Origin of the sequence: Streptomyces sp. NPDC060028 (assembly GCF_042736725.1) — a bacterium.
Taxonomy (GTDB): Bacteria; Actinomycetota; Actinomycetes; order Streptomycetales; family Streptomycetaceae; genus Streptomyces.
On the sequence record NZ_JBHWVJ010000002.1, the window covers coordinates 31980 to 58145 of the forward strand.

General features: G+C 72.5%; 23 protein-coding genes and 2 pseudogenes. 2 read left to right on the forward strand and 23 right to left on the reverse strand.

Annotated features, from left to right (window positions below; all coding sequences use genetic code 11):
- Positions 1–11: 11 nt before the first annotated feature.
- Genes ACFWBF_RS01360 through ACFWBF_RS01380 form a run of 5 tightly spaced genes read right to left on the reverse strand, consistent with a single transcriptional unit; the run spans position 12 to position 4521 of the window.
- Entirely contained in the window at positions 12–722 is a 711-nt protein-coding gene (locus tag ACFWBF_RS01360; protein WP_385593319.1) for an ABC transporter ATP-binding protein, read from the reverse strand.
- Entirely contained in the window at positions 719–1480 is a 762-nt protein-coding gene (locus ACFWBF_RS01365) for an ABC transporter ATP-binding protein (protein WP_385593322.1), read from the reverse strand. Before ACFWBF_RS01365 ends, ACFWBF_RS01360 begins: the two co-directional genes overlap by 4 nt.
- The gene (locus ACFWBF_RS01370) at positions 1477–2454 is read right to left on the reverse strand and encodes a branched-chain amino acid ABC transporter permease (RefSeq protein ID WP_385593325.1); all 978 of its coding nucleotides are present in this window, start codon (positions 2452–2454) and stop codon (positions 1477–1479) included. The genes ACFWBF_RS01365 and ACFWBF_RS01370 overlap by 4 nt, the downstream gene beginning before the upstream one ends.
- On the reverse strand, positions 2451–3329 hold the full coding sequence (locus ACFWBF_RS01375; protein WP_385593328.1) for a branched-chain amino acid ABC transporter permease: 879 nt from the start codon (positions 3327–3329) through the stop codon (positions 2451–2453). Before ACFWBF_RS01375 ends, ACFWBF_RS01370 begins: the two co-directional genes overlap by 4 nt.
- Before the next feature lies 1 nt (position 3330).
- Positions 3331–4521, reverse strand: a complete 1191-nt coding sequence (locus tag ACFWBF_RS01380) for an ABC transporter substrate-binding protein (protein WP_385593330.1) — start codon at positions 4519–4521, stop codon at positions 3331–3333.
- Positions 4522–4737: 216 nt separating this feature from the next.
- Here ACFWBF_RS01380 and ACFWBF_RS01385 point away from each other — a divergent pair, with 216 nt between their 5' ends.
- Positions 4738–6366 (forward strand): carboxylesterase/lipase family protein, encoded by a 1629-nt coding sequence (locus tag ACFWBF_RS01385; protein ID WP_385593333.1) that lies wholly within the window; start codon positions 4738–4740, stop codon positions 6364–6366.
- A 40-nt stretch (positions 6367–6406) separates the two neighbouring features.
- Here ACFWBF_RS01385 and ACFWBF_RS01390 read toward each other — a convergent pair whose 3' ends face one another.
- From ACFWBF_RS01390 to ACFWBF_RS01470, 17 genes and pseudogenes are all read right to left on the reverse strand, one after another.
- Positions 6407–7240: a PaaX family transcriptional regulator C-terminal domain-containing protein gene (locus tag ACFWBF_RS01390; RefSeq protein WP_385593335.1), complete on the reverse strand. Its 834-nt coding sequence runs from the start codon at positions 7238–7240 to the stop codon at positions 6407–6409.
- A 76-nt stretch (positions 7241–7316) separates the two neighbouring features.
- Positions 7317–8084: an Asp/Glu racemase gene (locus tag ACFWBF_RS01395; protein WP_385593338.1), complete on the reverse strand. Its 768-nt coding sequence runs from the start codon at positions 8082–8084 to the stop codon at positions 7317–7319.
- Between the two features lie 9 nt (positions 8085–8093).
- On the reverse strand, positions 8094–9002 hold the full coding sequence (locus tag ACFWBF_RS01400) for a fumarylacetoacetate hydrolase family protein (protein ID WP_385593341.1): 909 nt from the start codon (positions 9000–9002) through the stop codon (positions 8094–8096).
- Positions 9003–9019: 17 nt separating this feature from the next.
- Positions 9020–10135, reverse strand: coding sequence for a cupin domain-containing protein (locus ACFWBF_RS01405; RefSeq protein ID WP_385593343.1), 1116 nt, complete (start codon positions 10133–10135; stop codon positions 9020–9022).
- A complete protein-coding gene (locus ACFWBF_RS01410; protein WP_385593346.1) occupies positions 10132–11157 on the reverse strand; it encodes a carbon-nitrogen hydrolase family protein in 1026 nt (341 codons plus the stop codon). The genes ACFWBF_RS01405 and ACFWBF_RS01410 overlap by 4 nt, the downstream gene beginning before the upstream one ends.
- 12 nt (positions 11158–11169) lie before the next feature.
- Complete coding sequence (locus ACFWBF_RS01415) at positions 11170–13569, reverse strand: bifunctional salicylyl-CoA 5-hydroxylase/oxidoreductase (protein ID WP_385593349.1); 2400 nt, start codon at positions 13567–13569, stop codon at positions 11170–11172.
- 103 nt (positions 13570–13672) lie between these two features.
- A complete protein-coding gene (locus ACFWBF_RS01420) occupies positions 13673–14188 on the reverse strand; it encodes an acyl-CoA thioesterase (protein WP_385593761.1) in 516 nt (171 codons plus the stop codon).
- Positions 14189–14206: 18 nt separating this feature from the next.
- A pseudogene (locus tag ACFWBF_RS01425) lies at positions 14207–15835 on the reverse strand (AMP-binding protein); the annotation flags it as partial.
- Positions 15836–16046: 211 nt separating this feature from the next.
- Entirely contained in the window at positions 16047–16268 is a 222-nt protein-coding gene (locus ACFWBF_RS01430) for a hypothetical protein (RefSeq protein WP_385593352.1), read from the reverse strand.
- Positions 16265–16724, reverse strand: a pseudogene (locus tag ACFWBF_RS01435) (hypothetical protein). Before ACFWBF_RS01435 ends, ACFWBF_RS01430 begins: the two are co-directional and overlap by 4 nt.
- Complete coding sequence (locus ACFWBF_RS01440) at positions 16607–17368, reverse strand: urea transporter (protein WP_385593354.1); 762 nt, start codon at positions 17366–17368, stop codon at positions 16607–16609. The pseudogene ACFWBF_RS01435 and the gene ACFWBF_RS01440 overlap by 118 nt, the downstream one beginning before the upstream one ends.
- A gap of 64 nt (positions 17369–17432) precedes the next feature.
- Positions 17433–18650 carry an RNA polymerase sigma factor gene (locus ACFWBF_RS01445; protein ID WP_385593764.1) on the reverse strand — a complete coding sequence of 406 codons (1218 nt, stop codon included), beginning with the start codon at positions 18648–18650 and terminating at the stop codon, positions 17433–17435.
- A gap of 68 nt (positions 18651–18718) precedes the next feature.
- On the reverse strand, positions 18719–19135 hold the full coding sequence (locus tag ACFWBF_RS01450) for a YciI family protein (protein ID WP_385593357.1): 417 nt from the start codon (positions 19133–19135) through the stop codon (positions 18719–18721).
- 185 nt (positions 19136–19320) lie between these two features.
- Positions 19321–19911, reverse strand: coding sequence for a hypothetical protein (locus tag ACFWBF_RS01455; protein ID WP_385593360.1), 591 nt, complete (start codon positions 19909–19911; stop codon positions 19321–19323).
- Entirely contained in the window at positions 19904–20917 is a 1014-nt protein-coding gene (locus ACFWBF_RS01460) for an SCO0930 family lipoprotein (protein WP_385593363.1), read from the reverse strand. Before ACFWBF_RS01460 ends, ACFWBF_RS01455 begins: the two co-directional genes overlap by 8 nt.
- Positions 20918–21066: 149 nt before the next feature.
- A complete protein-coding gene (locus ACFWBF_RS01465) occupies positions 21067–22515 on the reverse strand; it encodes an NADH-ubiquinone oxidoreductase-F iron-sulfur binding region domain-containing protein (RefSeq protein WP_385593366.1) in 1449 nt (482 codons plus the stop codon).
- On the reverse strand, positions 22512–23468 hold the full coding sequence (locus ACFWBF_RS01470) for a hypothetical protein (RefSeq protein WP_385593369.1): 957 nt from the start codon (positions 23466–23468) through the stop codon (positions 22512–22514). Before ACFWBF_RS01470 ends, ACFWBF_RS01465 begins: the two co-directional genes overlap by 4 nt.
- Positions 23469–23926: 458 nt before the next feature.
- Between ACFWBF_RS01470 and ACFWBF_RS01475 the strand changes: the two genes are divergently transcribed.
- A complete protein-coding gene (locus tag ACFWBF_RS01475; RefSeq protein ID WP_385593371.1) occupies positions 23927–25090 on the forward strand; it encodes a PucR family transcriptional regulator in 1164 nt (387 codons plus the stop codon).
- 89 nt (positions 25091–25179) lie between these two features.
- Here ACFWBF_RS01475 and ACFWBF_RS01480 read toward each other — a convergent pair whose 3' ends face one another.
- The gene (locus tag ACFWBF_RS01480) at positions 25180–26010 is read right to left on the reverse strand and encodes an RNA polymerase sigma factor (protein ID WP_385593374.1); all 831 of its coding nucleotides are present in this window, start codon (positions 26008–26010) and stop codon (positions 25180–25182) included.
- Positions 26011–26166 lie beyond the last annotated feature (156 nt).

Sequence of the window (26166 nt, forward strand, 5' to 3'; positions counted from 1 at the left end):
GGGGCCTACGGTCATTCGACGCCCAGCAGACGCCGCCGGTCGTCCGGGCGGGATGCGAAGTCCGCGCAGGTGGCCCGGTGGACGATGCGGCCCTTCCGCATGACCGCCACGTCCCGGGCCACGGAGAAGGCGAGGCCGAGGTTCTGCTCGACGAGGACCACCGACATGCCCTGCGCGCTCACCTCCCGGATGACCTCGCCCACCTGCGCGACGATCGCGGGCGCGAGGCCGTCGGACGGCTCGTCGAGGAGCAGCAGCCGCGGATTGCCCAGCAGGGCCCGGGCGATGGCGAGCATCTGCTGTTCCCCACCGGAGAGTTGGTCGCCGCGGTGGCCGAGCCGCTCCCCCAGCCGTGGCAGCAGGTCGAGGATCCGGGCCCGGGTCCACGGTCCCGGGGAGGCGCGGCGGGGGGCGGCGATCGCCAGGTGCTCCGCGACGGTCAGCGGCGCGAAGACCCGCCGCCCTTGCGGGACCACGCCGACCCCGGCCCGCGCGATCACGTCGACGCGGGCTCCGGCGAGTTCCCGGCCGTCGATGCTCACGCTGCCCTCGTAGGGCCGGACGAATCCCATGACGGTCGAGACGAGGGTGGTCTTGCCGACTCCGTTGCGGCCGAGTACGGCGACGATCCCGCCGGCTTCGAGGTCGAGGTCGACGCCGCCGAGAACGGTTCCCCCGGCGTAGCCGGAGCGCAGGCCGCGTACGCGGAAGAAGGGTGTCACGAGGAGACCTCCATGGTCCCGAGGTAGGCGCTCTGGACCTCGGCGGACGCCCGCACCTCGGCCGGGGAGCCCGTCTTGAGGTGTCTGCCGAGGTGCATGACCGTCACCGTGTCGGCGAGCTCGAAGACCATGTCGAGGTCGTGTTCGATCAGCAGTACGGTCACTTCGGCGGGCAGCGCGGCGACCAGTTCGGTGAGCCGCGCCGTCTCCGCAGGCGACATGCCGGCGGCGGGCTCGTCCAGCAACAGCAGCCGGGGTTCGGTGGCCAGGGCGACGGCCACCTCCAACTGCCGCCGTTCGCCGTGCGAGAGCTCGGCCGCGCAGGCCCCGTACCGGTCGGGCAGTCCCACCCGCTCCAGCAGTGTGCGCGCCCGTGCGGTCGCCGCTGTCCGGGTGCTCACCCGCCGCAGGCCTCCGAGTCCGGTACCGGTCCGGCGCAACACGGCGAGCAGGACGTTCTCCAGTACGGTTTCGCGCAGGAAGAGGCTGGAGTGCTGGAACGTCGCGGCGACGCCGAGCGCGACGCGGCGGTCCACGGTCAGCCGGGTCACGTCCCGCCCCTCGACGAGGACGGAGCCGGAAGTGGCCGCCAGGGTTCCGGAGATCAGGCCGAACAGGGTCGACTTGCCGGCGCCGTTCGGCCCGATGATCGCGTGCCGTGCACCCGCCCGTACGGTGAGGCTGAGCTCGTCCACCGCCGTGAAGGATCCGAAGTGCCGTGACACCTGGCGCAGTTCGAGTGGATCACGATCTGTCATGCCGTCCCCTTCCGGGTCAGCCTGGGCGGGAGTCGTACGCCGGCCAGCCCGCGCGGCAGCGCGTAGACGGCGGCGACGAAGAACAGTCCGAGCAGCAAGGGGCCTCGTCCGGCGACGACTTCGAGGTTTCCGAGGTAGTCGCGGGTGAGCCAGACGAGCGCGGCGCCCGCGCAAGCTCCCCCCGTGGATCCGGAGCCGCCGATGACGACGGCCAGCAGGGCCAGGGCCGCGATCTCGAAGCCCGCGTCGCCGGGCGAGACGAACCGCTGCACCGACACCCACAGGCCACCGGCAACGCCCGCCAGGGCGCCGGCGCCGCAGTAGGCGGTCAGGGCGTAGCGCCGGGTCGGGTATCCGATCGCGCTCATGCGGCTCTCGTTGTCGCGGATCCCGCGCAGGGCCAGGGCGAAGGAGGTCGCGCCCAGGTGGGAGACCGCCGTGAAGAGCAGCAGGAAGACGGCCAGGACGTAGAGGTGGACCAGCCCGTCGGCCTCCAGCGCGGCTGCGCCGGGCAACGGCACGACGGGCGGGATGCCGGACATCCCGTCGGTGCCGTTCGTCAGTGGCTTCCAGTTGACGGCGGCGCTGTACGTGATCTCGCCGATGGCCAGTGTCAGCATCAGGAACACCACCCCTCGGGCCCGTACGGCCAGCCATCCGGTCACGGCGGCCACCAGCGCGGAAACACCTGCGGCGACGAGGAGTTGGAGTGGCCCGATCTCGGTGAGGCGCTTCCCGACGATCGCCGCCGTGTAGGCGCCGACGCCGAAGTACGCCGACTGCCCCAGCGTCGGCAGCCCGGTCAGGCCGGTGAGGAGGTTCACGCTCATGGCGAGCAGGGCGAAGACCAGGATCCGCGACAGGGTGCCGATGGCGTACGGCCCGAGGACGAAGGGGGCCGCCGCCAGCCCGGCGACCACGGCGCTCCCCGACAGCCTCCGCGTGGTGGATCCGGCGGGTGCGGCGGGGCTCATGCGCGCACCGCCGACGGGACCAGTCCGTGCGGGCGGACGGCGAGCACGGCGAGCATCGTGCCGAAGAGGAGGAACGGCGCGTATGCGGGCACCAGGGCCACTCCGAGCGTCTGCACCTGGCCGATGAGCAGCGCTCCGGCGAGCGCGCCGCGCACCGATCCGAGGCCGCCCACCACCACGACGACGAGCGAGAGGACGAGCACGGTCTCGTCAACGCCCGGGCCGGGCCCGAGAATCGGCGCCCCGAGCACACCGCCGACCACGGCCAGGGCCGCGCCGGACGCGAAGACCCCGTAGAGCACCGCGCGGATGTCGATGCCCAGCGCGCGGACCATGTCCCGGTCGGCGACGCTCGCCCGTACCAGCGCCCCGAGGGAGCTGCGTTCGAAGACGAGGTACACGACGAGCGCGAGGGCGGCCGCGACGCCGATGAACACCAGCCGGTAGACCGGATAGGCGTGGCCGAGGAGGCCCACCGTCCCGCGCAGCGAAGCCGGCGGGTTGGTGGGCAGCACGTCGCCGCCGAAGGCCGCGGCGAGCAGATCGGCGACGACGAAGGTGATGCCGAGCGTCAGCACGGCCTGGTCGAGGTGCCCGCGCCGGGCCAGCGGTGCGGTGAGGAAGGTCAGCGCCGCTCCGCCCGCGGCGCCCAGCAGGCCGCCGGCCGTCAGCGCGAGGAGCAGACCCCACAGGCTGCCGTCGGACAGTGCGTAGGCGACGTAGGCCCCGGCGAGGTAGAGCGTGCCGTGGGCGAGGTTGAGTACGTCCATCATGCCGAAGACCAGGGACAGGCCGACGGCGATGGTGAACAGGAGCAGACCGAAGGCGACTCCGTCGACGAGGCTGACGAGGTTGCCGTCCAACCATCCGGTCATGTCAGCCGCCCAGTCTGCCGAGGTCACCGACGACGGTGTTGGCGCCCTGCCTGACCTCGCGCAGGTACCAGGGCTGGACGGGCGTGCCGCCGTTGTTGAAGCGCCAGGTGCCCCGCGGGCTGTCGATGTCGCCCGCCTTGGCGATGGCGGCGTTGACGGTTTCGGAGGTCACGCTGCCGCCGGACGCCGCGACCGTCCGGATGGCCTGGTCCAGTACCTGCGCCGCGTCCCACGAGGCCATCGCGTAGGTGGTCGGGGCCGAGCCGTAGGCGGACGCGTAGGCGGGGGCGAACTGCTTGTTGGCCGCGTTGTCGAGGTCCGCGCTGTAGTTGAGTGCGGTGAGGATGCCGGTGGCGGCGTCGCCCTGCCCCTTGAGTACGCCGCCCTCGGTGAGGAAGCCGGGCGCGTAGAGCGGGATCTTGCCGGCGAGTCCGAAGTCCCGGTACTGCTTGACGAAGTCGACGGCCGCCCCGCCGGCGTAGAAGCAGAAGACGGCCTTCGCACCGGACTTCTCGATCTGCGCGAGGTACGGCTGGAAGTTCTTGGTTCCCGGGAACGGCGTGTAGACCTCCTCCCCCGCGATCTTCCCGCCTGCCGGGAGGAAGGTGGACTTGAAACCTTCCACCTCGTCCTTGCCCGCCTGGTAGCCCGCGGCGATCAGGAAGACGGGGCCGCCGGCCTTCTCGGCCACGTGCTTGCCGAGCGCTTTGCCGGGTTCGTCGTTGACGTAGGAGGTGCGCCAGATGTACTTGGTGCCGGTCAGCGTCGTGGGCGAGGCGTTCGAGCCGACGAGGGGGATCCTTGCGGCCTCGAACAGGTCCTTGACCCCGTTGACGGTGGCCGAGCTCACCACGCCGCTCACCGCCAGGACGCGGTCCTGCTTGACCAGCTTTTCGGCCGCCGCCTTGCCGGAGTCGGCCGTTTCCCCCTCGTCGGCGACGACGACGTGCACCGCGCGGCCGCCGAGTCGGCCACCGTGCTGGGTGACGTAGAGCTCGAAACCGTGCCTCATGTCGTCGCCGAGGGCCTTGTAGGTCCCGGACTGCGGAACCAGGAGCCCGATCTTCACGGGACCGTTCTGCTTGTCGTCGCCGGCGCCGCCGGCGCCGAGGCTGGCACCACCGCACGCCGTGGTCAGCAAGAGGGCCGTTGCCACGGCCACCAGACCAACGGGACGTATCCGACCTGCCATGGGAACTCCGTAGGTAGTCAACCGACCCTGGGGGACGGGGTGTTGCCGATGAGGACATCGAAGGTGACACGTGTCTATCGCGCGACTGGGACGGCCGTCAAGACTTCACGAGATGAACGAGCCCATGGGCGCCACACCCCTTGACCGCCCCTCCGCATGTGCCGTAACACTGACCCTCGTCAATTTCACGCCATGCATTTCGGGGAGTGAAGCACGATGACCGACGATCCATCTCGGCGCGAAGTCCTCAGGAACAGCGGGGTGTTGGCCGGCGCAGCCGTGCTGTCCGGCCTGCCGGACGGCCCCGCGGCCCAGGCCGCCTCGCGCACGGACGAGCCCTCGCCCGTCGCGGAACCGCCCGCGGGCCGGCTGCGCGGAATCCGGGAGGGAGGCCTCGCCGTGTTCAAGGGCGTGCCCTACGCGGCGCCGCCGGTCGGCGCCCTGCGATGGCGGCCGGCGGGGCCCCATCCCGGCTGGCAGGGCACACGCGATGCGACCGCCTTCGGCCCGAGCGCCCCGCAGCCCTACCGGGAAGGAGGCGACCCGGTGCTCGGCACGCACGGCTCGCCGCCCTTCGACGAAAACTGCCTCACGCTCAACGTCTGGACCCCCGCACCCGACGCCGCCAAGCGGCCGGTGATGGTGTGGATCCACGGCGGCGGCTTCATCTCCGGATCGGGCTCGGTGCCGGGCTACTCCGGCGAGACCTTCGCCCGCGACGGCGACCTGGTCGCCGTGACCGTCAACTACCGGCTCGGCCCGCTGGGTTACCTGTACTTCGGCGAGGACGGCGCCGGGGGGAACTTCTGGCTCACCGACCAGCTCGCCGCGCTGCGCTGGGTACGGGAGAACATCGCCGCGTTCGGCGGTGACCCGGACAACATCACCGTCGCCGGCCAGTCGGGCGGCGCGCTGTCGGTCGCGGCACTGGCCGGCCACCGGCCCAAGGGCCGCCCCCTGTTCCGACGCGCCATCCTGCAGAGCCCGCCGCTCGGGCTGCAGATCCCCACCCGAGCCGAGTCGCTCCAGCGCACCGCCGCCTACCTGGACATCCTCGGTGTCGCGAACGTGGCGCAGCTACGGGCCGTGCCCTGGCCCCGGCTGATCGCCGCCACCTTCGAGATGTTCGGGCGCACCGCCCGGTGGGGCTACTGGTCGACGCCGTTCCTGCCCGTCCTCGACGGGGTCACCCTGGACCGCGACCCCGCCGAGCTGCTGACCGGCGGCGCCGGAGCGGACATCGACGTCCTGATCGGCTGGACCAGGGAGGAGGCCAACTTCGCCTTCGCGCTCAGCGAGCCGTACGTCTCCGCGACCAGGGAGCAGGTCCTCGTGCGGGCCCGGGACACCTTCGGGAACCGGGCGGGCCAGGCCTACACCGCCTACGAGGAGGCCCGGCCGGGCGCCCGCCCGGTGGACGTGCTGATGGATCTGATCACCGACGACCTGTTCCGGATGCCCGCGCTGGAGCTGGCCGAACGGCGCGCGGCCCGCGGACGGCCGGTCTGGGCGTACCAGTTCAACCTGCCGACGCCCGCCCACGAGGGTCAACTCGCGGCCGCGCACTGCCTGGAGCTGCCGTTCGTCTTCGACAATTTCGACAAGTGGGCGCAGGCGCCCTTCCTGGCGGGACTGGCTCCCCGGGTCCGCGACGGTCTCGCCGCGACCGTGCACGCGGCCTGGATCTCCTTCATCCGCACCGGCGACCCCAACCACCACCCGATGCCGCAGTGGAACCGCTACGACCGGGACTCCCGCACCACGATGGCCCTCGACTCGGTCACCACCGCCGTCGATGACCTCGCGGGCTACTGGCGGCGCCTGCACCAGGAGGCGGCGTCCTAGTGCTGTGGCCGGGAGGTTCACCGAGTCGCGGCGCCCGGCACTAGCCGTCCGCCTCCGTCAGGCCGGTGACCTGCCGTACGTGCAGCAGGCTCGGTGTGGCGAGCACCTCGTGCAGTTGCTGGAAGATCCGGCGCGCCGCGACCGCGTTCCAGTCCGCGGGGAGCAGTTCGCTGGGCAGACCGGGATCGAGGTAGGGCAGCCGGCGCCACTGGGTGAGCATCGGGACGTAGTGGCGGAAGGCCTCGCCGCCGTCGATCTCGCGCTGCCGCGCGAGCCCGGCGGCGACGGGGCCGTACGCCTGGGTGAAGGTGGCGTACTGCTCCTGGATCGCCGGGAAGTCCCACCACGAGCTGACCGTCTCGGGCAGGTCGCTGAAAGCCGCGTAGTCCGCGGCGAACAGGTGCACGTAGTCGCTGAGCCCGAGCCGGACCAGCATGTCGCGGGCGTCACCCAGGAGCCGGCCGGGCGCCAGCCACACGCCCGGGGCGATGTTGCCGAAGCCGAGCCAGGTCAGGCGGGTGCGCAGCTGGTAGCGGTACGAGCGCTCGGATTCGGGTACGGAGAAGACGGCCATCGCCCAGCCGTCGCTCAGCTTCGCCGGTTCCAGGCTGCCGAAGATGCGCCGGTCGCCCTCGTCGAAGACGGGCTGCGCGGCCGGGCTCAGCCGGTAGCCGGTGGCGCCACGGCGCTCCGGTTCGAGTACGCCCTTCTTCTTCTGCCGGGAGATCGCCGAGCGCACCGCCGGGCCGTCCACGTCCAGCTCGCCCATCAGCGTGATCAGGTCCGCCACGGAGATCCAGCCGCCGAGACGGCGCAGGAACGCCCCGTACACCGTGTTGATCAACGAGCTGGGCCTGAGGGGACTGTCCGCCATGATCGCCTTCCGTCGTATGCGGTCGCGATCCTACCGAGCCGGGCGGCCGGGGCGCCGTCCAGGTCCCGGTGACGGCTCACCCCGCGTAGGCGCCCGAGAGGAGGTGGCCCGCCCCGGGGGCCACTGCCGGGAGGTCCAGGGCGCGCAGCATCTGGTGCGCGGTGCACACGGCCGCCGAGACGACGGGCTTGCCGAGGAGCTGTTCGGCTTCCCCGATCGCGCCCAGGGAGGGCATCTGGACGCAGGCGGAGAGCACGACGGCGTCGGCGTCGGCGTGGTCCAGGGCCTTGGCGAGCCCGGGGAGGCGCGCGGGATCGTGCGCGGCGACGTCCAGGTTGCCCGGGATCTCCAGGGCCTGGTAGTCGAGCACCTCGATGCCCTCGTGGGTGAGGTAGTCGACGACGGTCTTCGTCAGCGGGCGCATGTACGGGGCGATCAGGGCGATCTTCTTCGCGCCGAGGGTGTGCAGGCCGTGGACGAGGGCTCCGGCACTGGTCACGACCGGCGCGGGGGCGCCGTTCTCCACGGTACGGGTGTGCAGGCGTTCCTCGGAGACGCGGTGGTAGCCGAGGCCCATGCTCATGATGGCGACCAGACAGGCGTAGCCGAGCACGTCGACGTGGGCGTCGGAGAGCTCGACGGCGCACCGGTCGGAGTCGGCGTCCATGGCCCTCAGCTGCTCCGGGGTCACGTGGGTCATGCGCATGCGGCTGGAGTGGAAGGTGAAGCGCTCCGGCGCGATGGCTTCCCGGGCCCGCAGGATCGCCGGGACCTCGGTCTCCATGGTGACGTTGGAGCTCGGCACGATCTGGCCGATGCGGTAGGTGTGGGTGGGGCGGGGCATGGTCGCTCCTCAGCGGGCGTCGATGACGGGGTTGGTCAGGGTGCCGATGCGCTCGACGGTGGCCTCGACGGTGTCACCCGGGTGCAGGAACTCGGGCGGGACCATGCCGGCGCCGACCCCCGCGGGGGATCCGGTGGCGATGACGTCGCCCGGTTCGAGGGTGACGCCGGAAGAGATGTCGGCGATGAGGCGGGCGATGGGGAAGAGCATGTGACGGGTGTTCGACTTCTGTTTGGTGACGCCGTTGACGCGCAGCGAGAGGTCGAGGTCCATCGGGTCCGGGATCTCGCCGGCCGTGACGACGGCCGGGCCGAAGGGGGCGTAGGAGTCCTGGCCCTTGGAGAAGAACCACTGGCCGGAGCGCCGCTGGTCGCGGGCGCTGATGTCGTTCACGATGCTGTAGCCGAAGATGTGGTCGTACGCCTCCTCCTCGCTCACGCGGAAGGCGGTCCGGCCGATGACGACGGCGAGTTCGCACTCCCAGTCGAGCTGCGTGGTGAGGTCGGCGTTGTGCAGGATCGGCTGGCCGGGGCCGGTGACGGCCGTGGCGGGCTTGCTGAACAGCACCGGGCGCGAGGGCCGCTCCTTGTCGGTGTCCAGGCTGCGGCTGGACTCCTCCACGTGTTCCACGTAGTTCAGCCCGACGCCGATGATCTTGCCGGGGCGAAGTGGGGCGCGCAGGGTGACGTCCTCGAGCCGGTGGACCGCCCCGGCGGGCCGGTCGGCGGCGGCGAGGCCGAGGAGTTCGCGGGCGGTCTGCTGCGCGGCTTCTCCGGCCCGGATGAACGACAGGAGATCGTGCGGGAGTTGGACGCCGGCCCGGTCGGCAAGGAGCGCGAGGTCGAGGACGAGTCCGTCGGTCTCGGCGCCGAGGCGCTCCGGGGCGTCGGGGCCGGTGGTGAAGGTGAGCAGGCGCATGATGTCGGTCCTCGGGGTCAGGCGGTGGTGGGCTGGTGGCCGTCGTGGTCGGCGTACGCCTCTTCGCGGTGGAAGCCGAGCGAGCGCATGACGGGGAAGTCGTTGAAGGAGAACAGGCAGGCGTCCTCGGACTGGTCGAGGTTGTGGTGCTCGTGCCAGGCCCAGGAGGGGACGCAGAACATGTCGCCCTGCCGCCACTCGAAGCGCTGTCCGGCGATCACCGAGACACCGTGCCCCTTGGCGGCCGTGTAGATGACCGAGCCGGTGTGGCGGTGGGCCGAGGTCGCCTGGCCGGGCCGCAGGAGCTGCATGTGGGCGCCCATGGTGGGCATGACGGGGCCGCCGGTGAGCGGGTTGGTGTACTCGGCGATCACGCCGTCGTACGGGGAGCCCTCGGTGGCCTTGGCCAGCTTGCGCAGGGCTTCGTAGGTGGGCTCCCAGGGGAACGCCAGCAGCGGCGAGTAGGGCCTGGTCCACTTCTCCACGCCGTAGGGCAGGAGGTTCGCGCCGTATGTCAGCACGGAGGAGTTGATGACCTTTCCCGGGGTCTGGTACAGCTCGGGGTGGACCTCGTAGAAACCGGCGTCCAGGGCGTTGACCAGGGGTATGTCGAGCCCGTCCTGCCAGATGACGGGGGCGTCGTCGGCTTCGTTGCCGTGTTCGTGCCAGGTGCCGTTCGGCGTGATGGCGAAGTCGCCGGGTCCGACCCTGAGCTTCTGGCCGTCGACGATGGTCCACGCTCCGGTGCCCTCGTGGACGAAGCGCAGGGCGGCGGCCTGGTGGCGGTGGGCGGTCATGGCCTCCCCGGGGCCCATGATCTGCAGGCCGGTGTAGAGGAGCCCGACGGCGGCGCTGACGTCCCTGCGGCCCGGGTTGACGAGCATCACCACGCGGCGGCCGGCTTCGTCGGCCTTGACCAGGTCGAGGGCCTTGCGGACCAGCGGCCGCAGTTCGCTGTAGCGCCACAGCACGGGCACGGACTTCGGCTGCGGGTACCAGGGCTCGATGTCGTTGGCGACGGTCCACAGCGCGCCGGCTTCGAGCTGGGCGAGTTCGCCGTAGAACGCGGAGAGTTCGGGAGAGTCGGACACGCGGGCTCGGCCCGGTCGGCTGTCGTCGTACTCGGTGGTCATGCGTCCTCCTTCGGGAGAGCGGGGTTCTCGGGGCAGAGGGGCGCCGCGGTGTGCGCCGGATCGGTGGCGAAGGTCACCGGGGTGCGCGGACGGTTGTCGACGTGGAGCTGGAAGACGTCGAAGCGGTTGTAGTGGCCGACGATGTCGTGCATCTGCTTGGGCTGGATGCACCGGGCCAGGTCGATCTCGGCGTAGACGATGCCCTCGGAGTCGATCAGCGGTTCGGTGACGGGCCGGCCGTCGGGCCCGAAGATCCCGGACAGGGCGCTGCGGGGACGGGCGAGCATCCGGCGCACGTCCTCGTCCTCCCCCGCGATGGCGTCGACGATCTCCGGCGAGATCGTCGAGCAGGCCACCACGGAGAAGACCTTGCCCTCGAAGCTGTGGGCGGCGGTGCGCACGGCTATGGCGTCGGCCATGTCGTAGTCGGCGGGTGCGACGGGCAGGGCGATGTAGCAGGAGGCATGGACCAGTTCACCCTGTGCGAGGAGGGTGAAGCGGGCCAGCGTGTTGGTGTTCTCGCCGCAGGCGAGGGCGCCGAGCGGGCCGACGGGGGTCCGGTGGACCTTCAGCGAACTGCCGTCACCTCCGGTCCAGGTGAGCTTCTCGGCCCACGTCGGCACCAACTTGCGGTGCACTCCGAGGAGTTCACCGTCGGGTCCGATGGTGAGCAGGGTGTTGTAGAGGGTGCCGAGGCTGTGCGGGCCGCGCTCGTTGACGCCGATGACGAGGACGACCTCGTACTGGCGGGCCGCGGCGCGCAGTTGGTTTACGTACGGGCCGGGCACATCGATGGACGAGCGGTAGAGGCGCTCGAACCAGGGCGACCCCTGGACCGGGTTCATCGTCCAGTTCCAGTACGGGTATCCGGGGACGAACACCTCGGGGAAGACGACCAGTTCGGCGCCCTGGGCCGCCGCCTGCGCGATGAGGGCGATCGCCTTGTCGACGGTTGCGGCCGCGTCCAGGTACACGGGGGCCGCCTGTACGGCCGCGGCGGTGAAGCGGGGCAGATGGTCCATCGGTCCTCCAGATCAGCGGGCGGCGGCAGCGGACACGGCCACGGGAGTGCGCGGCGCCCAGCGCTGGTGCACGGGTGCGGAAGCCTCGCGGAGCAGCTGGAGGCGGGGCGGTACGCGGTCGGTGCGCGCACCCGGCGGGCGCCCGCTTCCCGCCCGCCAGGAGGCGGGCCAAGGCGCGGCCGGGCCGCTGTAGCCCTGGGCGGCCGCCGCGTGCAGGGTCCACAGCGGGTCGTGCAGCTGGGCACGCCCGATGGCGCACAGGTCGGCCCGGCCGGCCAGGATGATCGAGTTCACGTCGTCGTACGTGGAGATCGCGCCGACGGCGATGGTGGGCAGGCCGGTGGCGTTGCGGATCAGGTCGGCGTACGGGGTCTGGTAGCTGCGGCCGTACCGGGGCCGCTCGTGCGCCACGACCTCGCCGGTGGACACGTCGACCGCGTCGGCGCCGGCCTCGCCGAGCGCGCGGGCGATCTCCACCGCGTCGGCCTCGCTGGTGCCGCCTTCGGCCCAGTCCGCGGCGGAGATGCGGACCACGAGCGCCTTGCCCTCGGGCCACACGGCCCGCACCGCGCGGAGCACTTCCAGGGGGAAGCGCAGCCGGCCGGTGAGGGTCCCGCCGTACTCGTCGGTCCGCACGTTCGTCAGCGGGGAGAGGAAGCCGGACATCAAGTGGCCGTGGCCGTACTGCAGTTCCAGGGCGTCGAAGCCGGCGCGGTGCGCGCGTTCGGCCGCGGCGGTGAAGTCGCCCGCGATGGCGTCCATGTCCCGGCGGGTCGCCTCGCGCGGGACGGCGGCGCCCGCGCCCCAAGCCAGCGGGGAGGCAGCGAGGAGCGGCCAGCCCTCGTCCCCGAGCGGGACGGCCCTGCCGTCCGGCCGGGGCACGCCGGTCGCGGCGCGACGGCCGGCGTGGGTGAGCTGGACGCCCAGGCAGGTGTCCGACTGGCCGTGGACGAAGTCGGTGATGCGCCGCCAGGCGGCTTCCTGCTCGTCGGTGTACAGGCCGGGGCAGCCCGGGGTGGCCCGGCCGTCGGCGCTGACCGCGGTCATGCCGGCGAAGACCAGACCGCAGCCGCCGAGGGCCTGGGTGCTCAGGTGGACGAGCTCGAAGTCGCCCGGGACGCCCTCTCGCGCGGTGTACAGCGCGGTGGGCGGCACGACGACGCGGTTGCGCAGGTGCAGTCCGCCCAGTTGGAGCGGGCGGAACATCGGCGGGACGGTGGCGCCGCCGGCGGGCCGGGCGGCGGGCAGCGAACTCCCTTCGACATGCCAGGAGTCGACCGTGGTGGTGAACCGCTCGTCGCGCACGCGCAGGTTGTCGTAGGTGACGCGGCGGCTGCGGGTCAGGAGGTTGAAGGCGAACTGCGGGGGCTCCTGGGCCGTGTAGCGGCCGACGTTCTCGAACCATTCGAGGCTGGCCTGCGCGGCGCGCTGGGTGGATTCGACGACCGGACGGCGTTCGGTCTCGTACGCGGCGAGCGCCGAGGCCACGTCGGGGTGTTCGTGGAGACAGGCGGCCAGGGCGAGGGAGTCCTCCATCGCGAGCTTGGTGCCGGAGCCGATGGAGAAGTGGGCGGTGTGGGCGGCGTCGCCGAGCAGGACGACGTTGCCGTGGCGCCAGGAGGCGTTGCGGACGGTCGTGAAGCGGATCCACTTCGAGGCGTTGGGGATCAGGCGGTGCCCGTCGAGGTGCCCGGCGAGGATCTCCTCGCACAGCCGCACGCTCGCCTCGTCGCTCTCGCCCCGCTCGAACTCCCGGTCGGCGAGCACCTCGAAGCCCGCCCGGCGCCAGTCATCCTCCGCGATCTCCACGATGAAGGTGCTGCGCTCGCCGTCGTACGGATAGGCGTGGACCTGGACGCTGCCGAAGTCCCGCTTCTCGACGATGAAGGTGAAGGCCTCGAAGACCCGGTCGGTGGACAGCCACATGTAGCGGCAGTGGCGCTCGTCCAGGTCCGGGCGGAAGCTGTCGCCATACGTGTCGCGGGTCGTGGAGCGGATCCCGTCCGCTGCCACCACCAGGTCGTATGCGGCGGAGAGTTGGCCGACGGGCGGCGCCTGGGTGCCGTAGTGCACGTTCACCCCGAGGTCCGCGCAGCGCTTCTGCAGGATCTCCCGCAGCCGGTTGCGGTCCAGGGCGGCGAAGCCGTGGCCACCGGAGACGTGGACCTCGCCGCCGTAGCGGACGTCGATGTCGCTCCACCGGGCGAACTGCGCGGACATCGCCGCGAACACCTCGGGATCGGCCTGCGCTATGCCGTCGAGCGTCTCGTCGGAGAAGACGACGCCGAAGCCGAACGCGTCGTCGCGGGCGTTGCGCTCCCAGACCGTGATCTCCCACTCCGGGGAGAGCTGTTGGGCCAGGGCCGCGAAGTACAACCCGCCGGGCCCTCCTCCGATGACTGCTACACGCACGGTGTTCCTCCTAGTGGTTCCGGACGACAGAATATGTTGCAGATTTGGCGATCGTCAAGAATGCGACACATCCTGTCGGTGCGCCCGGGCTCGTCGCCCGCGCTCACGCGAAGAGCTCGGGGGCCTGCGGACCGGACTTGGTGAGGACCTCCCGCACGTCGTCCGGCCAGGCCGTGGATCCCGTCGCGCGCGAAGCCGAGTGGGCGACGACCATGCGCCCGGTGGCGGCCGTCTCCTCCCCTTCGCCGCGCACGGTGAAGGCGTAGTGCAGGGAGCTCGTTCCGACCTTGACGACCCGCAGTTCGGTACGGACGGTCTCGCCGAACCACAGCCGGGCCTGGTAGTCGGCCTCGAAGTGGACGCGGGGCGTGCTGCCGAAGAGGTGGGCCAGCCCCAGTCGGCGCAGCAGGACGGCCTCGGCCGCCTCGACCCAGCGCACGACGGTGGAGTGGTGGTAGTGGCCGGCCGCGTCCGTGTCGGGCCATTCGACGCGCCGCTCGACGACGACGCCGGGCAGGTTCTGCGCGAGGGCCTCGGGGCACCCGGCGGCGCAGCTGTCCGACGGCGCGGAGGCCGTCTGCCGCGGGCGGGGGGCGGGGTCGGGGTCGGGAGTGTTCATGGTCGTGCCTTTCGCGGGACTGCTAGGGGTGTTCGCGTGGGCCCGCTTGCGCAGTTCGGCACGCTGGAGCTTTCCGTTACTGGTGCGCGGGAGCTCGGTGACGAACTCCACGGCGCGCGGGTACTTGTAGGGCGCCACGGTCCGCTTCACGTGGTCTTGGAGCTCCTTGACGGTCGCCCCGTCGGGCGCGATGCCCGGGCGCAGGATCACGTACGCCTTGACGAGCATTCCGCGCTGGTCGTCCGGGGCGCCGACGACCCCGCATTCCTCGACGTAGGGGTGGGTGGCGAGTGCCTTTTCCACCTCGGGGCCGGCGATGTTGTACCCGGAGGAGACGATCATGTCGTCGCTGCGGGCCACGTACCAGAAGTAGCCGTCGGCGTCCCGTACGTAGGTGTCGCCGGTGATGTTCCAGCCGTTCCTCACGTACGCGCTCTGGCGCGGGTCCTCCATGTACCGGCAGCCCGTGGGCCCGGTGACGGCGAGGAGGCCCGGCCGGCCGTCCGGGACGGGCTCGCCCGCCTCGTCGACCACCTTGGCCCGGAATCCGGGCACGGGGCGGCCCGTCGAGCCGGGCCGTATCTCGCCGTCGGAAGCCGAGATGAACACGTGGAGCATCTCGGTGGCGCCGATGCCGTCGATGATCCCCAACCCCGTGGCGGCGTGGAACTCCTCCCACACCGCGACCGGCAGCGCCTCCCCCGCGGACACGCAGCGGCGCAGCCCGGCCAGCTGGTGCACCGCACCGGCGGCCATGATCGCCCGGTAGGCGGTGGGCGCGGTGAAGAGCACGGTGACTCCGTGTTCCTCCACGAGGTCGGCAAGCCGCTGCGGGGTGGTCTGTTCGACCAGCAGGGTGGCCGCGCCCGCGTACAGGGGGAAGACCACCAGCCCGCCGAGCCCGAAGGTGAAGGCCAGGGGCGGGGTCCCGGTGAACACGTCGTCGTGGAGGGGCTTGAGGACATGGCGGGAGAAGGTGTCGGCGTTGGCCAGTACGTCCCGGTGGAAGTGCAGGGTCGCCTTCGGCCGCCCGGTCGTCCCCGAGGTGAAGGCGATCAGCGCGACGTCGTCGGCCGCGGTGGCGACGCCGGTGAACCGCCCCGCCTTCGCCGCGCAGCGCGCAACCAGGTCCTCCTCGCCCGGGCCGCCGTAGGCCAGTACGGCATGGGCGGGTGCGTCGACGGCGGTGAGCTCGTCGAGGAAGCGGTGGTCGCACACGGCGACGGCCGGCCGGCTGATCTCGCACAGCTCGGCGAGCTCACCGGCACGCAGCAGCGGCATGGTGGTGACGGCGACGCCGCCGGCCTTCAGGACGCCGAACCAAGTGGCCACGAGCCAGGGGTTGTTGGGGCCGCGCAGCAGAACCCGGTTGCCGGGGACGAGGCCGAAGTCCTCCGTGAGCACCTGGGCGACCTGGTTGGCGCGCTCCAGCAGGTCACCGTACGTCCACCGCTCCGCGGGAGTCAGCAGGCAGGGCCGGTCGGGCCCCCAGCGCCGGACGGCTTCGTCGAGCAGTCGCTCGGCGCAGTTGAGCCGGTCCGGGTAGTGCAACTCCGGCAGGTCGAAGTGCAGTTCGGGCCAGAGGGAGAAGGGCGGGAGCCGATCGCGGCAGAACGTATCGACATGGGCAGACGGGGAGAGCTCCATGGGGCGGCACCTCAATCTCGGGGCAGCAGGGAGAGTGGAGCAAGTATCTCGCTAATCTGGCGACCGTCAATGATCCGCGATATTCGATTTTGTTAACAGCGTGTTGCGCGGCCGACCGAGTCGTTACACGTGTAACACACTAGGCCTCTCCCCGGAGGGGTTCAATCATTTCGGACAATCATCACTAAGCGGGACGCTCTGGTTACACGCGTCATCCCCGATCGGTGCGCGCCGCCAGCAGCACCTCCCGGAGCCGGGACACCTGTACCGACGCGCTCTCCGGCTCCTCGCTCACCCCCGGCGTGGCGTCCGCCGAGAGCTGCTTGAGGTGGTCGGAGGGGACCTCGGCGTACGCCTGCTCCTCCTCGACCAGGCCGCCGGGCCGGCGCAGTCCGACGGTCAGCCCGACGGCCCTGCCGATGAGGGCCGTCATCGCGAACGAGTACAGGCCCGGTACCACCGTGGCGCTGAGCTGCCTGCCCAGCAGGTCCCACGAGCCGCCGTGGAAGAGGCCCCCCAGCCGTGGATGCCGACCACGTCCAGGGTGTCGTCCACTCCCAGCCGGCCGACGACAAAGCCGATGACCGCGGCCCACACGGGGCTCACGCCGCCCGCCGGCGGGGTGGTCGCCACCAGTCCCGTGACGGCGCCCATGCACATGTCGAGCAGACCGACCCGGCGGGCCCGCCACCAGCTGGTCACGGCCCAGCCGGCCATCGCCGCGCCCGCCGCGAGCCGGCTGTTGAGTGAAGTCGAACCGGCCGAACCCCATCAGGGACAGACCGATGACGACGAGCGGCAGGTTGTGCGGGCGGATGCCCTGCCGCTCGAAGTCCGCGCGGTGGCCCGCCACGATCGCAAGGGCCAGACCGGCGGCGCCCGAGCCGATCTCCACGACCGTGCCGCCGGAGAAGTCCACGGCGCCGAGCTGCTTGGGAGCGCGGTCGCCACGCCGGCGCCCGCCACCGCGTAGGCCAAGGCGGCGGTACCGGGGGCGATGAACACCCCGCACAGCGCCATGGCGACCAGCACCGCGTTGTAGCCCATCAGCCCCTGGGCCACGCCCTGGGCCGGTGCGCCCGGCATCCAGGCGACCAGCAGGCCGGTCGCGCTCCCGACGCACGCCATGGCCCCGGCGAGCCGGTCCGCCACGAAGATCCCGGCCAGGAAGAGCAGGCCGACGTACCACTGCGCATGAAGAAGATTTCGCCGACGTTGCCCAGGAAGGTACCCAGGAAAGCCGCGACCGCAGAAGTGACCACGACGACCAGACTCGAACCGGCGACGGTGAGCAGATAGGCGGCCGTACTGCCAGCCCGACGCGAACAGCGCCGAGACGAGGAACACGCCACACAGGGCGCTCGGCATGAAGTCCACCTGGGCGACGCTCCGTGGCACCTCCAGCACGAATTTCACCGGATGGCGCTCGCCCGTTCCGGAGCCGGAAGACCCGGACCCCTTCTCGGGGGCCTTCGCAACACCCGGCGCCGCAGCCACGTACACACCCTCGGGTAATGGTCCGCAAAAGCGCATCAGCGCATACGGAACGCCTTGAAGTCAGCGAATCAAGACGCTGACACCCCGCACGGGATTACCGCTATTGCGCGAGGCGGGCCGCGCGGGCCCGGAGGTAGCGGCGCTCCGGGATGCTCAAGGTCCGCCCGGCGGCCCTCGCGTAGGCGGCGCGGGCCGCCGGGCGGTCGCCCGCCATCTCGAGCAGGTGGGCCCGTACGGCGTCCAGGCGGTGGTGGCCGGCGAGCCGGCCGTCCTCGTCCAGTTCCTTCAGCAGCGCGAGCCCGGCCTCGGGGCCGTGCACCATCGCCTTCGCCACCGCGTGGTTGAGGTGCTCCATCGGGCCCGGGGCGAGGTGGATCAGGAGCCCGTACAGGGCGAGGATCTCCGCCCAGTCGGTGTCCTCGGCACGCGCCGACTCGTCGTGGACGGCCGCGATGGCGGCGCGCAGTTGGTACGGGCCGAGCCGGCTGTGGGTGAGTGCGCCGCTGACCAGGGTGACACCCTCGGCGATGGCCTCACGGTTCCAGCGTGCGCGGTCCTGCTCGGCGAGCGGGATCAGGCTGCCGTCGGTGCCGGTACGGGCCGGCCGGCGGGCGTCGGTGAGCAGCATCAGGGCCAGCAGCCCGGCCACCTCGCCGTCCCCGGGCAGCAGTTGGCGCACGGCCCGGGTGAGGCGGATCGCCTCGGCGGCGAGGTCCGCGCGCAGCAACTCCGGGCCCGAGCTGGCGGTGTAGCCCTCGTTGAACATCAGGTAGAGCACCTGCAGCACGTCGGCCAGCCGCTGCGCGAACTCCTCCCCCGGCGGCGGCCCGAAGGGCACTGCGGACGCCTTGATGCGCTGCTTCGCCCGGCTGATCCGTTGCGCCACCGTCGCCTCGGGCACCAGATGGGCGCGAGCGATCTCCGCGGTGGTCAGCCCTCCCACGGCGCGCAGCGTGAGGGCGATGCGGGCGGCCGGTGAGAGCTCCGCGCGGCAGCACAGGAAGAGGAGGGTGAGGGTGTCGTCCTCGGTGGGGGTACGGCCCTCCCCGGGCGGCGGTGACTCGAACTCGTCGCGCGGCGTCATCGCCGCGGCCGTCTCCTCGCGCCGTCTGCGCGCTTCCTCGCTGCGCAGTTGGTCGATGAGCCGGCGGGAGGCCACCCTGATCAGCCAGCCGCGCGGGTTGCGCGGGCGGCCCCGGTCGGGCCACTGCGCGGCGGCCGCGAGCAGCGCGTCCTGTACGGCGTCCTCGGCGGCGTCGAAGTTCCCGTAGCGGCGCACGAGGGCGCCGAGGACCTGGGGAGCCAGTCGGCGCAGCAGGTCTTCGGTGTCCTCGGGGTCTTCGCCGCCCCCTGCGTGATCGCCGGGGGCGACCGGGTCGTCGCCTGTCACATTTCGGTCCCCGGGCCCTGGTCCACGGGGTGCACGACGACCGGATGGTTCGGGGCGCCCTCCGGCGCCGGGCAGGCGTGGGCGCGCGCGGCGATCTCGGCGGCCCGTTCGAAGTTCGGGACGTCCACGATCCAGTAGCCGGCGAGCACCTCCTTGGCCTCTCCGTACGGGCCGTCGGACACCACCGGGGTGCCGTCGGCCGCGGCGGTCACGAACCGGGCCTGCCGGGGTTCGGCCAGCCCCTGACCGTCGACCCACTCTCCGGACTCGGCGAGATCGTCGTTCAGCGACCCCATGTGGTCGAACATCGCCTTGCGCTGCTGCTCGGTCCAGGCGGGGCTGCCCTCGCTCCCCTTGCCTGCCATGGCGTCGTAGTCGGCCTGCTTCCCGAGGACCATCAGCAAGTACTTCATGGCCTCTCACTCCTTGTGATCGCGACCCCCTGGGGGGCCTTTCACATGGGACGTCGTAGCCGTCGCTCCATTCTCGACATGTCCGGGCGGCGCCGCCACCACGAGGGGTCACGGGGGCCGCGCGCGTTCTCGCGTCGAACGGGCGGCCGCGACGCGGTGCGGTGGGGCGCCGCACCGCGTTCGCGTCAGGAAGGGCCCGGGCCGGGCTCCGTACCGGGGGCGGGTCCGTGTTCAGGGCCGTGTTCGGAGCCGTGCTCCGCGCCGTGTTCGGAGCCCTGCTCGGAGCTGTGCTCGGAGCTGTGCTCGGGGCTGTGCTCGGAGCTGTGCTCAGAGCCGTGGGAGGCCCCGGTCTCGATGGTTCCGCCGAGACGCTCGCGCAGAGGGGTCAGGGCTTCGGCGGAGGCCGCGGTCACCACCCACCGGTCCCCGACGAGGTACGTGCCGCCGTACATCCGTGATTCCGCCAGCCACGCCTGCTGCCCCTGGCCGGCGGTGAAGGTGGCCATGCGGTACGCCTCCTGCCCCGCCCCGCACGCTCCCTCCTTCAGCTCCTCCGCGTCGACGGTGATCTCGGCGGTGCAGCCGAGGGCCGCGGCGATCTCCGCCAGCGTGGTGCCCGGCGCGGGCGCCGCGGCCGCCGCGGGCTCCGCCGCGTGTTCCGTCCCGTGCCCTGCGGCGCACCCGCCGCACCACAGGGACGCGAGGAGCACGGCCACGCAGGGCACCAGGTGGCGGCCCGTGACGCGAGGGGCGCGGGAGACCGCCGGGTCACCCACCCGCCCCACCCGCCGGGACCTTCTTGCCCGCGTCGGTGACGGCGAACCAGAGTCCCTGCTTGTTGTGCCCGTTGGTCTGCCCGGGCGCGGTGTCGCCGGTGAAGAGGTAGACCGGCCAGCAGTCGATCGTCAGCTGCTCCGTTCCGTCGGGGCGCTTCACCGATCCGACCAATTTCGAATTGATTCCCGACACCTTCGCCTTGTCCACGGCGGCCGCAGGCTTCCAGGTGTCCAGGCAGGCGTCCAGGCAGCCGAATTTCATCGGCCAGGCACTGTCCTTGTCGAAGCGGTAAAGGGTGCGCCCCTCGCCGTCCACGACGATCTTCCCGAGTTTCGCATCGGCCGAGACGGAGAGTTCATCGCCGGATTTCCCCTCCTTTTCCGCTCCTCCTCCCTTTTCCGCACCCTTCTTGTCGATGGCCTTCTTTCCGTCCGACGCCAGCGCGTGCCAGGTGCCGCCGACGCCCTCGCCCTTCGCCTCGCCCGGCCCGCCGTCCTTGGCGTACCGGTAGACGGGCCAGCCCGCGAGCGTCAGCTGCCGGGTGCCGTCGGACCGGGTCACCGCGCCGAGCGCCGCCGGGTCCATGCCCCCGGAGACCGAGGCGTCGTCCGCGGGCACCGCGGGCCAGGCCTTGGCGCAGTCGCCGTCACAGTTCGAGGCGGGGGGCTTGGCCGTGTCCTTGTCGAACCGGTAGAGGGTGGCCCCGGCGCTGTCGGTGACGACGCTGCCCACGTCCGCGATCTCCCGTACGGCCAGCTGCCCGGCCGCCGCGGTCGACGCTCCGGCCGACCCGGCCGCTCCCGCGGGGGCCGCCCCCGAGCCGTATCCGGATCCCGATCCCGATCCGTAGCCCGAGTCGTATCCGCCGCCGAGGGCCTTGCTGTCACTGGCCGGCTGTACGGAATTCACATTGCGGGCGGTATCGCTGCCGCTTCCGCATCCCGCGGCCAGCATCAGTACCGCGATCACCGATCCGGCCGTTGTCACTCGACGCCTGTTGTCCACGATCACTCACTCCTTCGAGTTCAGCCCGGGGATTTCGCTTGCCTGCTCATTCATAAGGCCCGCACAGCTTGTCGAATTGGAAATCCCGGGAATTTATCAGATCGCGCCAAAGAGTGAACTCGGCCCGGCGGCGGCCGTTCACCCCCGGCTCATTCCTGAATGCGCAGGGCGAGGGCCGGGCAGCGGCGCACCGCCCGCAGCGCCTTCGGCCGCAGCCGTCCGGGGACCGGCATGACGCCCTGTGCGGGGAACCCGTCGGCGTCCAGCCGGACGACGTCGGGCAGCAGGTCCACGCACAGCCCGTGGCCCTTGCACAGCGTCCAGTCCACGACGAGCCGTTCCGGGTTCTCGTCCTCCGGCAGCGGCAGCGCCCCCAGGACGCGCCGCCCGCACCCGCTGCCCAGCGCATGGTCGCGGAACTCCTCGGGGAAGACGGCCAGCGCCGAGGCCACGAAGGACGAGGTGCCGTCGGGGTGGCTGCACGCGCCGCGCCCGCGTACCGCGCGCATCCGTGACTCCACGGCTTCCAGGGCGGCCCGCCCCCCGCCGCCCACCAGGTCCTCGACCGCGCCCGCCAGCGACGGCAGCCCCCTGACGCACGGCCCGCACTGCCCGGCCGACTCGTCCGCCATCCAGCGGGCCACCCGCGCCACTTCACCGGCCGGACAGGTGTCCTCGGGCAGCGGGAGGACCGCACCGGCCCCGAGGACGGCGTCGAACGCGGAGAGGGAGGCCCGGGAGAGGGCCGCCGACCGCGCCGCGCCCGGAGCGAGCCACCGGCCGTGGTAGCCGCCGACCAGGACGCCCTGGCCGGGGGCCGATCCGCACAGGTCCAGCACGTACGCCAGCGAGGTCCCGGTCGGCACCTCGACCACGGTGGAGCCGCCGACCGTCAGCAGGATCGTGCCCGGCTCGGTCGGCAGGCCCGCCGAACGGTAGGCGGCCGCGCCGAGCCGGGCCGCGACGGCGAGTTGGGCGTAGGTCTCGGTGTTGGACAGCAGGGTGGGCAGCCCGCCCAGCCCCCGTTCGCTGGTGCGCACCTTCTGCCCGGACGGGAGCGCGGAGCCGCCGTCGAGCCCGTTGACGAGGGAGGTCCCCTCGCCCGTGACGAAGCGTTCGGGGAGTCTGACGACGCGGACCCGGCTGCCGGCCGGTCCGCGTTCGGCCACGGCGGCGCGCAGCGACTGCTCCACGTCCTCCCGGGTCACGCCGACGACGATGTCCTCCGCGCCGAGCGCCGCGGCGGCCAGCAGCGCCCCGTCGAGCACGAGGTGCGGCACGTGCAGCAGCAGGGCGGTGTCCTTGAGACAACTGGGCTCCCCCTCGCTGCCGTTGACGACGACCGCGGTACGCCCCTCGCGCGCCCGGGCGGACCGGGTGACGGCCCGGAGTTTGCGGGCGAAGGGAAAGCCCGCCCCGCCGCGGCCCCGGAGGTCGATGCCCTCGGCGAGCTCCACCAGGGCGTCGCCCGGGTACGGGGGCAGCGCGCCGTGCACGGTCAGGTGGCCGACCCGGTCGAGGCGCGGGGCGGCGTCGAGCCCGGCCAGCAGCCTCGGCTGCCCCACGCAGCCGAGGGCCGGGCGCGTGACCCCGGTCATCGCGGGCCCCGGCCGGCCGATGACGGCAGGACGAGGGGTTGTTGGAGGGTCTGTTCACCGGGCGGCTGGGCCAACTGCCGAGCCAGTCGCGCGGTGAGCAGCGCCGTGGGCTGCTCCACGGGCTGGCGGACGAAGGGCCGCGGGGGCCGCGCCGGCCGCTCGGGCGGCGGCTTGGGGGCGGCGGACGGGGCCGGGGCCACGGGCCGGGCGGGCGCCGCGCGCAGCCTGGTCCGCAGGCGCAGCACGAGTACGGCCGTGACGCCGATGAGGCAGAGGGCGTACGCGACGGTCACCCACCCGCTGGCGGAGCGGCCGGACTTGAGGCCGTGGACGAGCGAGGCGCCCCAGGCCGGGTAGGCGCCCATGTGCAGGGCGCGCCACCACACGGACCGGCCCTTGGTGGCGAAGGCGCTGCGGACGGCGCCGGAGACGGCCACGGCGACGAAGAAGTACCCGGCCAGGGTGCCGAGTCCGATGAGCACGGGCTGGTCCCGGTCCGCGAACGGCACGACCACGGAGGCGGCTGCGGTCTGCGCCTCGGCGACCTTGACCCAGACGTGCAGGGCGAGGAAGCCCAGCCCCGAGACGGCGAGGCCGCGGTGGGCCGCCTGGGCGATGATCCGGTGCCCCGAGGTGAGCAGCGTACGGTCCGTGGCCGCCAGGCCCCACAGGACGGCGGAGGTGAGCGAGACGAGCGAGAGCACGCCCGCCCCGTAGTCCAGGAAGTCCCAGACGTGGCCGAGGACGCCCGCCTGGACGGCCACGGTCAAGGAGGCCAGGGCGGCGAGGGCGCCCACGAACAGGGCGGCCGGGTTGGGCCCGCCGGCAGCGGACAGCAGGGGCGGGCGCCGGACGGCCCGCCGCCCTACGGCCGCGGCGGTGGCCGCGCCGGCATGCCGTCTGGTGCGCCGGGCCCGATGGGAGCGGGGCATACGGGTCTGGGGCAAGGGCATCGGGTTCTCCCATACGCCCGGGTCCCGAGCGCTCCACCTCGCACTCGGCTCCCGGGGCACTCGTCGGAACTGCTCCGCGGTGGGCGGGAGATGGATGCGTCGCCGACCGGGAGCGGGGGCCGGAGTGCAGAAGCATCGTGGACCTCCGCAACGCCTCCACAGTATTTATCGAATCGTGACAAGTTCTGGCGGCCACGGCATCATCACATCGAACACCCCCGGAAGATTCCCTTCCAACGGTGCGGTGGCGACCGGGTCCAGGCCTTGTCCGCCGCCACACCTCCCCGACGGCAAATTCGAGGCAAAGCCGCGGGACTGCAAGTGGACGGCACGCTCCTGGAGGGAGTACGAGGTGCTCAACTCACCTTCCGGCAGCGGCCGGTGGCGAGGGGCGGCGACTCGGCAGGCTGCTCACCCTTCCACGGGGCGGGCCGTACCCCGGCATGAACGAGGTAACAATGTGCGAACTTCTGAACCGCATCTGGTCCCGCCCCCGCGGCGAGTGGACCCGGGTCCTGCGAAGGGAGCTGCCCGCGCTGGCCGCCGGGATAGTGGACGAACTCCGGGAGGGAATCCCCGGATTCGCCGAGCTGGTGGAGGACATCGGTGAGGACGTGGTCAGACACCGGGTGGAGGCGGGCCTGCTCACCACCCTCGGCTACCGCGAGCCGGCCGACCACGGCCGTCGGCCGGACCCCGAACACGGCCTGGTCGAGGACCACGGCGGGGATCGGGAACTGGCCATGGGACATCAGGAACCGGGCAGGGTGAGGCAGTCGCCGCCACCCCTGACCGTCGTGCCCCCGCAAGGCCTCGGACCGGCGCCCGAGCGGGCCCGGCGCGAGCTCTTCACCGCTCTTACGGGTGACATGACCATGTCTGAAATTGCCCTCGCGGAGCTCGCCGCGGCGGCCGGCTGGCCGCTCCCCTCGGCCGTTCGCGCCATCGCCCTCGCCACACCCGGCGAGACCCAGCAGCTGGCGGCCGTCCTCGAGGACGGCCTGCCCGGCATGGTCGGCGGCCAGCCCTGCCTGCTCGTCCCGGACCAGGACCCGGACGCCCGCAGCGCCCTGGAGGCCGCGCTGCGCGGCCGGTTCGCCGCCGTCGGCCACACCGTCGCCCTGCGGGACACCGCCTCCTCGCTGCGCTGGGCACTGCGGCTGCTGGCCCTGACCCCGGCCCGCGCCGGCCTGGACGCGCGGGCCGTCTTCGTCGACGACCACCTCTCGACGCTGTTGCTGCTCCAGGACGAACCCTTGGCGCACGCGCTGGCCGCGCGCTGGCTGCGGCCGCTCGCGGACCTCACCCCGCGCCAGAGCGAACGGCTCGAAGTCACCCTGCTCGCCTGGCTGGAGGGTGGCGGCGCGCCCGAGGCGGCGAAGGCCCTGAGCGTGCACCCGCAGACCGTGCGCTACCGCATGCGGCAGCTGGAGAAGCTCTTCGGGCCCGGTCTGCGTGATCCGCGGACGCGCTTCGAACTGGAGATGGCACTGCGCAGCCGCCGCCTCATGGCGCAGGTCCGGCGCCAGAACTCCCGGGCGGGCCGCCGGCCGCGCCCGGTGACGGCGGACTTCCGGCCGCCGCTGGGCATGGGCCGTGTGGCCCGCGTCAACGGCCTGTAGGCCCGGGCCTCCCCGCCCCTGAGCCTCCCGCCCCCGGGCGGTCCCCGGCCCCCCGCCCGCGTGGCGTGGGGGGCCGGGCGCCGCCCTTCCTACTGGCCGACGAGTACGGCCGACGCGCCGACGCGCAGCGCGGCGTTGAGGTCGAGCAGCTCCGCGTACGCCCGGGAACAGGACCGGCAAGCGGCCAGATGACGGCTGAGCCCGCGCCCGCGCGGCGCCCCGCGGCGCCGGACGGCCGCCCCGAGCACGGAGCTGTAGTGGCGGCACCGGTCGTCGGCCGCGGTGTCGAGGTGGGCGTTCAGGTAGGCCTCGCGCAGCCCCTCGCGCGCGCGGAAGGCCAGCGAGGTCACCGCGCTCGGGGTGATGCCCAGCAGCAGCGGGACGGGGTGCGGGCAGTCGTCCTCGACGAGCGTGTGCCACAGCACGGCCTTCCAGCGCTCGGGCAGCGTGTGGAAGGAGCGTGCGACGAGCCGGCGGTCCTCGCTGTCCAGCAGCTCGCGCTGCGGGTCCCCGCCGGCCGGGGCCGGGCGGCACCAGGACTCGACGTCGGGCGTCAGCACGGTCCACCCGTCGCCGGCCCGCCACTCGATCGCCGTATGGCGGACCACGGCCAGCAGGTACGGGCGCCACTGCTCCCGGGGTCCGGCGCCGGACCGGACGGCCTGGAGGGTACGGATGAACGCCTCCGAGACCAGGTCCTCGGCGTCCTGCGGTGCGCGGCAGCATGCCCGGGCGCAGGCGAGGGCGGCGGCGCTGTGCCGCCGGTACAAGAGGTCGCAGACGCCGGGGTCCGCCGCGCCGGACGCGTAGGACCTTCTCAGGCGCACGATGAGGTCCCGGTCACGGGGCGGGGTCGGGGACCCGCCCTCGCGCCCGGGACCGGCCGTGGTGTGACGAGAGCCGGACATGACACCGGACATGACACTCCTCGTGTGTTCCAGGGCCCGCGGGCCCCTTCGGGCGACGGCAAGGTGCGGTGGCGGGGCGAAATGCGCTTCGGGACCGCACCCCACACAAGGGGCGACGCGGGGCGGGGGGGGGGGTGGGGGGGTGGGCCCCGGGGGGCGGGACGGCAG

Excerpts from the sequence above, each read along its gene's own strand:
- ACFWBF_RS01470 (WP_385593369.1), bottom strand. The coding sequence starts at position 23,468 with ATGCCCTTGCCCCAGACCCGTATGCCCCGCTCCCATCGGGCCCGGCGC.
- ACFWBF_RS01430 (WP_385593352.1), bottom strand. The coding sequence starts at position 16,268 with ATGACGGCCCTCATCGGCAGGGCCGTCGGGCTGACCGTCGGACTGCGC.
- ACFWBF_RS01475 (WP_385593371.1), top strand. The coding sequence starts at position 23,927 with ATGTGCGAACTTCTGAACCGCATCTGGTCCCGCCCCCGCGGCGAGTGG.
- ACFWBF_RS01400 (WP_385593341.1), bottom strand. The coding sequence starts at position 9,002 with ATGCGCCTGCTCACCTTCACCACCGGCCCCGACGCCCCGGAGCGCCTC.
- ACFWBF_RS01385 (WP_385593333.1), top strand. The coding sequence starts at position 4,738 with ATGACCGACGATCCATCTCGGCGCGAAGTCCTCAGGAACAGCGGGGTG.
- ACFWBF_RS01450 (WP_385593357.1), bottom strand. The coding sequence starts at position 19,135 with ATGAAGTACTTGCTGATGGTCCTCGGGAAGCAGGCCGACTACGACGCC.
- ACFWBF_RS01410 (WP_385593346.1), bottom strand. The coding sequence starts at position 11,157 with ATGGACCATCTGCCCCGCTTCACCGCCGCGGCCGTACAGGCGGCCCCC.
- ACFWBF_RS01370 (WP_385593325.1), bottom strand. The coding sequence starts at position 2,454 with ATGAGCCCCGCCGCACCCGCCGGATCCACCACGCGGAGGCTGTCGGGG.
- ACFWBF_RS01375 (WP_385593328.1), bottom strand. The coding sequence starts at position 3,329 with ATGACCGGATGGTTGGACGGCAACCTCGTCAGCCTCGTCGACGGAGTC.
- ACFWBF_RS01405 (WP_385593343.1), bottom strand. The coding sequence starts at position 10,135 with ATGACCACCGAGTACGACGACAGCCGACCGGGCCGAGCCCGCGTGTCC.
- ACFWBF_RS01365 (WP_385593322.1), bottom strand. The coding sequence starts at position 1,480 with ATGACAGATCGTGATCCACTCGAACTGCGCCAGGTGTCACGGCACTTC.
- ACFWBF_RS01440 (WP_385593354.1), bottom strand. The coding sequence starts at position 17,368 with ATGCGCTTTTGCGGACCATTACCCGAGGGTGTGTACGTGGCTGCGGCG.
- ACFWBF_RS01390 (WP_385593335.1), bottom strand. The coding sequence starts at position 7,240 with ATGGCGGACAGTCCCCTCAGGCCCAGCTCGTTGATCAACACGGTGTAC.
- ACFWBF_RS01480 (WP_385593374.1), bottom strand. The coding sequence starts at position 26,010 with ATGTCCGGTGTCATGTCCGGCTCTCGTCACACCACGGCCGGTCCCGGG.
- ACFWBF_RS01380 (WP_385593330.1), bottom strand. The coding sequence starts at position 4,521 with ATGGCAGGTCGGATACGTCCCGTTGGTCTGGTGGCCGTGGCAACGGCC.
- ACFWBF_RS01395 (WP_385593338.1), bottom strand. The coding sequence starts at position 8,084 with ATGCCCCGCCCCACCCACACCTACCGCATCGGCCAGATCGTGCCGAGC.
- ACFWBF_RS01465 (WP_385593366.1), bottom strand. The coding sequence starts at position 22,515 with ATGACCGGGGTCACGCGCCCGGCCCTCGGCTGCGTGGGGCAGCCGAGG.
- ACFWBF_RS01420 (WP_385593761.1), bottom strand. The coding sequence starts at position 14,188 with ATGAACACTCCCGACCCCGACCCCGCCCCCCGCCCGCGGCAGACGGCC.